Below are 8,473 nucleotides of genomic sequence, written 5' to 3' on the forward strand. Positions count from 1 at the left end.
AAAAAATAATTTTCATAAAAAATAAAGGGATTATCCCGTTGGGAAAATCCCTTTATTTAATGCCTTCTTTATACATCTCGAGTATAGACCTTCTCAACTCTTTTTATCGCATAAAACAGTAAAAGTGAGATGATAACGGCACTTCCGGCTTGTATCAAGTTTCCCTGTATTTCAAACAAAGCTGCTCCCATGCCATAGAGACGTGTTCCAACCAAAAAATAACCAAAAACCATTTCTAAAACCGCAAGAATAAGAATGGGAACTCTTTTTCCGGCACTCATATCTTTCGAAGCAAAAAAACCAACGATTAGCCCTTCTATTCCTTTGATAATAAGAGTAAATGGTGCCCAGTGAGCATAGCCAGTAAGAATATCAGCCAAAGCTGAACCCAACCCACCGCCGATCATCCCAATCTTGGCACCAAAAAGCATAGCAAAAACCAAAATAACCGCATCACCAAGATTAATATACCCCTTGGTTTGCGGTATCGGTATTTGCACCACCATGGTAACTACGGTGACTACTGCCACTGACAACCCGGAATAGGCGATTAATTTCGTGGTTTTCATTCCATCTCCACCTTAAAGAAATTCTTTAGCTCTTATTATTCTATTCCTGGGGAAATCCCATTTCAAGGTACATTAATCTTTTATAGAGCGGTTAGCTTTTAATAGCACCAAAGGTAAGACCACGAACTAGATATTTTTGAACTATCAAGGCAAAAATGAGCACCGGAATGGTAGCAACTATTCCCACCGCCGCCATTTCCCCCCATATTACACCAAGAACTGATAGGAAAAAAGTTACTGTTGTTGGTATGGTTCGAGCGTTAAAGCTAGTTAGAAAAAAAGCCAGAGAAAATTCGTTCCAGGATTGAATGACACAAAAAATGGAAGTGGCAGCAACCCCCGGAGCAATGAGTGGGAAAATAATCCGTCGTATAGCTTGAAACCTTGAACAGCCATCCACCCAAGCCGCCTCTTCCAGCTCACGAGGAATATCTTCAATAAACCCTCGCATCATCCAAATAGTAAAAGGAATATTAAAACTTAAATACACAATAATGAGAAGGAGATGGGTATCAAGAAGTCCAATAAAACGCCCCAGAAGGAAAAAGGGTATAACCACTGCCATCGGTGGTAACATACGGAGTGAAAGAACCCAATAGGCTATATCTTCTTTTCTATTGAACTGAAAACGAGCCAACCCATAGGCAGCAAAAGTGCCTAATGCTACAGAAACCAAGGTAGTAAATAACACCACAATGATACTATTGTTGATATACATAAACATATCCCGTTTTTGAAATATTGCCCGATAGTTTTCGAGAGTGGGTTGGAAAAACCAAATCGAAGGATCAATGGTCTGTACCCGAGTTTTTATTGATGTCATAAACATCCAGACAAAAGGAAAAACACAGATAATAACCACCAAGGCAATAAGAAGATCTAAAATAATATTTTTGACCTTTCTTCGTCTTGTGTAATTCATTAATGGTGACATCTAAAACTCCTCCCTGGTTCCTCTTCTCATTATCCGAAGCAAAATATTCGTCAATATTGTAATGATAACCAGCAAAACCATAGCATTCGCCGATGCTCGTCCTATCCAGTTGGTATGTCGAAAACCGAGTCGATAGATATGCATACTCATTAACTCAGTGGCATTTCCCGGCCCTCCTTGAGTCAAACCATAGACAATATCAAAGATTTTTAAAGAGTCTATGGAACGAAGTAAAATAGCAATAAAAATCATCGGCTTTAAAAGAGGAAGGGTAAGATAATAAAAAATTTGCAGAGGTGAGGCACCATCAACGACCACTGCTTCGTAGGGTTCTTGAGGGAGAGATTGTAAACCGGCATATAGAATAAGTGCAACAAATGGAGTCCATTCCCAAATGTCAACCATCATGACTGACCAGAGAGCGTTTTCATATCCTAACCAGTTAATTTTCGCAATAGAAAATAAAGAAAGAATATAATTAAGAACGCCATATTCGGTATTGAGCATCAATTTCCAGATGAGCGAAATAATAGTGGGGGTGATCACCATGGGTATGATTAAAAAAGACATCCACAATCTTTTCCCTCGAATACGACGATTAAAAAGTAAAGCAATAGCCAAACCCAACACGAATTCAATAACTACGGTAAAAACCATAAACCAGAGGCTAATTTTCATCGAATGCCAAAAATCTTTGTCTTCAAAAGCCAGATACTGAAAATTTTTGATTCCAATTAATTTGTGTTGTTCCCATCCCATCGTTAAATCATAATTGGTGAAACCCATATACCAGAGAAATATAGTGGGAAAAATTACAATCGCCACCAAAGTAAGCAGCGAGGGCAATAAATACCAATAATGTTCTTTCTTTTTATTCTTCATCGATATTTCTCCAGATCGGGGAGGGCATTGTCCCTCCCCGATAGTAATTCCTATTCAGCCATAATATTTACGCATTCAGCTTGGGCTTTATCCATGGCATCTTTGGCAGATATCTGTCCAGCTAACACGTCGGAACCATAGGAACCGGCAATTTCTAAAACTTTCATTAGTTTTGGATGTGGAGGTAACCACATCATACCATCTTTAACTAAATTAGCTGCTCGGCCTAAAGATTCTAACTGAATCGGGAAGGTCCAGTTAGCGGCAACCAGCTCTTCATCAGTATAAACCGATTCTCGTACTGGGGTACCGCCCAGCTTTACATAGTCTTTCGCTTTATATTTGCTGGTCATCCAAATGATGAACGCCCAAGCGGCTTCCTGCCGTTTCGCATCAACATCACTGGAGATACCAACATTCCACCCAGCTAAAACTCCATAAGCACCGGCTGGTCCACTGGGAGGTGGCACAAAACCGACCTTATCAGTAATAGCTGATTTGGTTGGATCAATAACCCAAGGAGTAAGAGCAGTTGAGTCAAACCACATTGCTGCTCGGCCAGAAGTAAAAACTGAAACTGCTTCTTCATGGGTATAAACGGCAATATCAGGAGGCCCTTGATTTAAAAGATCCACAAAGTACTCAAGAGAAGCAACTGTTTTTGGATCATTCAAGAGGACATCCCAGGTTTTTTGGTCGAGGATTTGACCACCCAGTTGGTACATAACCGTCAGCCAACCGGAAGCAAAATGAATTCCTCTTTGAGCTCGCATCCCTATACCATAGAGGTTTTCTTCCTTCCCTTTGAAAAACTTGGCCATTGCTAATAAATCATCCATGGATTCGGGAGGTTTCTGGCCGTATTTTTCAAAAAGATCAGTCCGATAACCAACATAACGAGTTTCACCAGCTACAGGAATTCCACTGATGACTCCATTAAAAGTCCCAATTCCATCCCGGTAGGCCGGCAAGATATCGGCATAATCATACCAATCAGGTGTAATTTCTTTATTATCAAGAAGTGGCTGTAGATCAAGGGCTACTCCACTAGGTGCATACTCAGCCATATTGAAAGCATCGATGAGTATAACGTCATAGACACCAGTCTTGGCTTCGTGTTCTAATAGTAGTTTCTGGCGGAGTAAACCTTCTTCAATAATATCCCACCGAACCTTAATTCCTGTCAATTCTGTAAACTCATCAACCATTGCCTGCATGGCATCAGTGGTTGGATGCGAGGTAAAAGCACAGGTAATGGTTGCCCCATCGAATTTCTCTTTAATCATGTTTGCCCAGGTAGCAACCTCGGCTGGAACTTCTGCCAAAACAACACTTGCCAATGAAAAAACCAACAAGATTATTAATGGAATGATAAATTTACGCATTTCACTTATCCCCCTTCTTCAACTATTATCTGATAAATAAAAAATGTGACCCATAAAAAGCTATGCCATCACCTCCCTTTTGTTTTCTTTATATCTTTTCCCCTACCACAAAGTGTATCCTCCATCAACAACGACAATTGATCCCGTCATAAAGTTAGAAGCTTCCGATGCTAAATATATGACGGTTCCCTTGAGTTCATTAGGATTCCCAATTCGCTTTAAAGGAACCATCTCCACCACCTGGTGATAAAAATCCTGGTCGGCTTCAAAAAACTTGATATTCGGTTCAGTCAGGAAATATCCGGGAGCAATTGCATTGACGTTAATGTTATAAGGAGCCCACTCAACAGCCAAAGCCCTGGTTAAGGCAGCGATTGCTGATTTTGAAACATCATAGGATCCACCATGTACTCCCTTGTTGATAATTGACCCTGAAATCGAAGCCAAATTGATTATCTTTCCTTTTCTTCGTTTAATCATTTCCTTCCCCACCGCCCTGGAACAAATAAACATACCGGTGAGATTGGTATCGATAACGAAATTCCATTGTTCTAAACTGGTTTTTTCTGGAGGGAGATTAATTCGACCAGTGGCAGCATTGTTTACTAATATATCGATCTTTCCGAACTGATCAATTATTTTATTCACAACTTTTTCAATTTCAGCTTCTTTAGTTATATCTACTGCATACCAAGTACATTGCGGATTAATCTGAGCAATTTCCTTGCCAGTTTTCTCCAGTTCCGATTGATTTCTCGCTACTAAAATTGGTGTGGCTCCGGCTTCAGCTAAAGCGGTAGCAAATGCTTTCCCTAAACCTTTACTCGCTCCAGTTATCAAAGCTATCTTTCCACTTAAATCAAATATTTTTATGGCATTATCATGCATTCGAATCCCTCCTGACTAAGAACTAAGAATTATAATTAACCTCAACCGGCATCCGGATTTTTGCTGATTCCATAATGGCGAGAATAACCTTGCTGACCCGGTATCCATCTTCAAAGTCGACAATAAACTTCTCACCAGTCCTTAATCTATGAATAAAATCCCGAATGCTTTCATGAGCAAAACCACTCGGCTTACCATGGATCGTGGGCATTACCAAGATATCAGGATGATCACTCTTTTCGGGGAGATAGCGCTCAATGGCTTGGTTATTGGTCAGATCCATATTGAACATCCCTTTGCTCCCCAAAATATTCAGTTTTATATCATTCCAGTTGGGATGGGAATTTGGGACAATCCAGTTGTTTTCAATGCTGGCAATAATCCCGTCTTCCATTTCTAAAACACTTTGATAAATATCGGGAATATTTACTCCCAATTTAACTAAGACCTCAGATCGGGAAACTGAATATACCCTCTTAACCTCTTTTCCGGAAAGAAATCGAAGGGTATCAACCGTATGACTCCCTAAAAACCAAAGGATGGATGACTTTTCGGCCCAGGATAACATCTGGGTGGGAACATAAATGGTATCATTCAAACGGTAGTACATGGAAATTATCTCACCGATGGTTCCCTGGTCAATATTGTTTTTGGCAACGACCAAAGGTGGATTCCAACGAGCGTGGAAATCAACCATGGCTCGTACTCCTGATTTTTCATAGGCAGTCTTCATGAGTTTTAAGTCCTCATGAGTGGTCGCTAGTGGTTTTTCCAAAAGAATATGCTTACCTGCTTGGCAAGCAGCAATAAAAGGTTCTTGATGGGCAAAGTCGGGTGTTGCAATCCCGACGGCTTGTATTTCGGGATCTTTTAACATTTTTTCTAGATCAGTGTACCAACACCGGGCATGATATTTTTCCGCCAGGGCTTTAGCTTTCTCCTCAACCTTATCGCACACTGCGATCAGCTCTGAATATGGTTCAGTTGAATAAATCCATGCATGAGAATTTCCCCAGATTCCAGCACCAATTACACCAAAACCAATTTTTTCCATCCTAAACCCTCCATCAACGGATTATTTCTAAACTAAATATATTTTCCATTACCAGAGAGGCTCCCCAAAGCGGTTCGGTTTCCTGATGAAAACTACTCAATTCTAATTGAATATTGCGCGCTAAAGGTTCCAGAGCTTTTTCTTGGACTTTTTGTTGGACCGAGCTTAACATTTCCTCGGGCTCGATCCGAGTGAGCCCTCCGGTAAAAATTATCTTCTCGGGAGCTAAAATATTAGTAAGGATTACAGCTATTTCCCCTAAGGTGGAATAGGCTTCCAAAGTCATTTCCTTTATCGAGGGTTTCCCAATTTCATTCCGTAGTATCCGAGTCGCATCATCTTCTCCGGTATATTTCCTTCCCATTCGTTTCATCAAGGCTGGAAGTGAAACCATCGATTCAACACAGCCAGTTTTCCCGCAAAAACAAAGATTTCCATTTGGGATCAAAGGAATATGGCCGATTTCTCCAACGCCATCTAAAAAACCCCGATATATTTTCCCCTCAATGACAATTCCTGCTCCTATCGCCTCACCGCAGTTGATACAGATAAGATTTCGAGAATTTTTTCCACTTCCGAACCACATTTCACCTAAGGTGGCTGCAGTGGTTCGATTATCAACTAAAATAGGGAATTCTTGAGCCACTCCAGCCGAGAGCATTGAACCAATTGGAATTCCTTTCCATCCAAAATGGGCTGAATATTCAATAATTCCCGAACTATGGTTGACTATTCCCGGAGCCCCTAAACCGATACCGAGACAGGTTGTATGGGGAAATTTTGCAAGGGCTGCATTCACAAACCAAGCAATCTCACCAACTGCTGCCTGAGGAGGTTCTTTGGTTAATAAAGTCAAGGATTCACGACTAAGAATGGTTCCTTTGAGGTCAACAACAGCAACTTCAACATCTCCTAAGTCTTTAAGAAGAACACTGAGAATCATCGGCCCATGTGGATTAACTGTGAGAAGCTCGGGTTTTCTCCCCAGGGGAGCATCTTCCTGGCCATTTTCAACAATTAAGCTCTGCTCAATTAAGTCACGAATAATACCCGATACCGTCGATTTACTAAATCCAAAGTGCGACCGTATCTGGGTTCGTGATGCCTGTTCTTTTTCCCAGATATACCGGAAAACCATTTTCTTATGGATATCATTAATTCGAGAACTGGTTAGAGTAGTCATCATCATAACATTTGTTCGATTCGAGAACGAACTATTAATATTTTAGCCAATAAATTGAATTAATGTCAACGGAAAAGAATGTTATAATTGACAAAATATTGTTGGGGAGGATGAGCATGAATTTCCCACCGCTAATCCAGTCTCTTCTGAAATCTCTTACTCTTGAGGAAAAAGTTGGACAATTATTTCTTTTAGCTTTTGCTGGCAACAATCTTAACCCGATAACACCACTTATTGTAGATTATGGCTTAGGTGGCTGTTATTTGAGTCAGGAAAATGCCTCCAATCCTGAAGAGGCTAAAGAATTAACTCAATCACTCCAGAAACTTACTCAAAATACTTCATATCAAATTCCTCTCATCTTAGGAGTTGACCACGAAGGAACCTGGGGGGTACTGGTTCCGTACAGCACAACCGGGCCAGGTAATTTGGCTTTAGGTGCAGCTGGAAAACCTGAGTTGACTCATAAAATATACAATATTTTTGGGAAAGAAATGCTCTCATTTGGCTTCAATGCCATTTTTGCCCCCTGCGCTGACTGCTATTCCAATCCACAAAATGCCATCATCGGTATGCGATCCTTCGGTGAATATCCAGAAAGAGTAGCTGAACAGGTTGAAGCTGCAGTCAAAGGAGCAAATGCCAGTGGTATAATCACAACCTTGAAACATTTTCCCGGACATGGAGATACTTCCTTAGACAGCCATCGTAGTCTTCCTACAGTGAATAAAAATTTCAGACAATTAGAACAAGAGGACCTTTATCCTTTTCAGCGAGGGATTGATGGTGGGGTCGACATGGTCATGACCTCCCATATCCTTTTTCCACAAATCGATTCCATTAATCCTGCCACTTTATCCCCCTTGATTATGGGCCATCTTCTTCGGAAAAAAATGGGTTTTAATGGGGTAGTTCTCACCGATAGTATGAATATGGGAGCTATAAAGAAAAATTACCCTTCCGATGAAGCCACCATCAAGGCCATTCAAGCTGGAGTTGACATGATCATGCTAGCCGAAGAACATTACGACCATAATTCCTCAATTTATATCGAACAGCACATGACGCTTATCCAGAGTGTCATTCAAGCGGTAAAATCAGGAAGGATAACTCCTGAAAGATTAGATGAGGCTTCAGGAAGAATTTTAACACTGAAATTCAATAAAGGGATTTTCCCTGTTCCATCGAAGACATTTGATTTAAAACCACAGTTTGGATTGAGTAATCATGTATCAGTGGCTCTTGAAGCGGCGTCTTCGGCAATCACAGTTTTACGGGATCGTTCACAATTATGGCCAATAAATTTAAATCAACCACTTATTATCATTAATTGTGTCCCACGCGATGCCTATGCTATTCTCTCTCACACCAGAGGTATTGGCCCTAACCAATCGGAACCGGCATTTGATATCTTTCAAAATGAACTCATTCGGTTAGGTGTTGATATCAAAGTTTATCACTATGAAGATTTGAAGGACGAAGCTATTCCCGTGCCATTACTATCAGCTAATTCCTTCATTGCAGTGACTGAAGATTATCCACTTCCCGGAGCGGATTTTGAAACCAATCTTCAAAAAA

At 40.6% G+C, this 8,473-nt stretch carries 8 protein-coding genes; 1 reads left to right on the top strand and 7 read right to left on the bottom strand.

The window, feature by feature from the left end:
- Positions 1–68 precede the first annotated feature (68 nt).
- From PLK24_RS05400 to PLK24_RS05430, 7 genes are all read right to left on the bottom strand, one after another.
- Positions 69–569: an ECF transporter S component gene (locus PLK24_RS05400; RefSeq protein WP_324477034.1), complete on the bottom strand. Its 501-nt coding sequence runs from the start codon at positions 567–569 to the stop codon at positions 69–71.
- A 91-nt stretch (positions 570–660) separates the two neighbouring features.
- Positions 661–1,503 carry a carbohydrate ABC transporter permease gene (locus PLK24_RS05405; protein WP_324477036.1) on the bottom strand — a complete coding sequence of 281 codons (843 nt, stop codon included), beginning with the start codon at positions 1,501–1,503 and terminating at the stop codon, positions 661–663.
- Complete coding sequence (locus PLK24_RS05410) at positions 1,504–2,385, bottom strand: carbohydrate ABC transporter permease (RefSeq protein WP_324477038.1); 882 nt, start codon at positions 2,383–2,385, stop codon at positions 1,504–1,506.
- 50 nt (positions 2,386–2,435) lie between these two features.
- Positions 2,436–3,770, bottom strand: a complete 1,335-nt coding sequence (locus PLK24_RS05415) for an ABC transporter substrate-binding protein (protein WP_324477040.1) — start codon at positions 3,768–3,770, stop codon at positions 2,436–2,438.
- A 102-nt stretch (positions 3,771–3,872) separates the two neighbouring features.
- The gene (locus PLK24_RS05420) at positions 3,873–4,658 is read right to left on the bottom strand and encodes an SDR family NAD(P)-dependent oxidoreductase (protein ID WP_324477042.1); all 786 of its coding nucleotides are present in this window, start codon (positions 4,656–4,658) and stop codon (positions 3,873–3,875) included.
- 22 nt (positions 4,659–4,680) lie between these two features.
- Positions 4,681–5,712, bottom strand: a complete 1,032-nt coding sequence (locus tag PLK24_RS05425) for a Gfo/Idh/MocA family protein (protein ID WP_324477044.1) — start codon at positions 5,710–5,712, stop codon at positions 4,681–4,683.
- 13 nt (positions 5,713–5,725) lie between these two features.
- Complete coding sequence (locus PLK24_RS05430; protein WP_324477045.1) at positions 5,726–6,901, bottom strand: ROK family transcriptional regulator; 1,176 nt, start codon at positions 6,899–6,901, stop codon at positions 5,726–5,728.
- Between the two features lie 110 nt (positions 6,902–7,011).
- Between PLK24_RS05430 and PLK24_RS05435 the strand changes: the two genes are divergently transcribed.
- On the top strand, positions 7,012–8,473 hold a 1,462-nt coding region (locus PLK24_RS05435; RefSeq protein ID WP_324477047.1), incomplete at its 3' end, for a glycoside hydrolase family 3 protein.

Origin of the sequence: Atribacter sp. (genome assembly GCF_035418125.1) — a bacterium.
In the GTDB taxonomy this organism is placed as follows: Bacteria; Atribacterota; Atribacteria; order Atribacterales; family Atribacteraceae; genus Atribacter; species Atribacter allofermentans.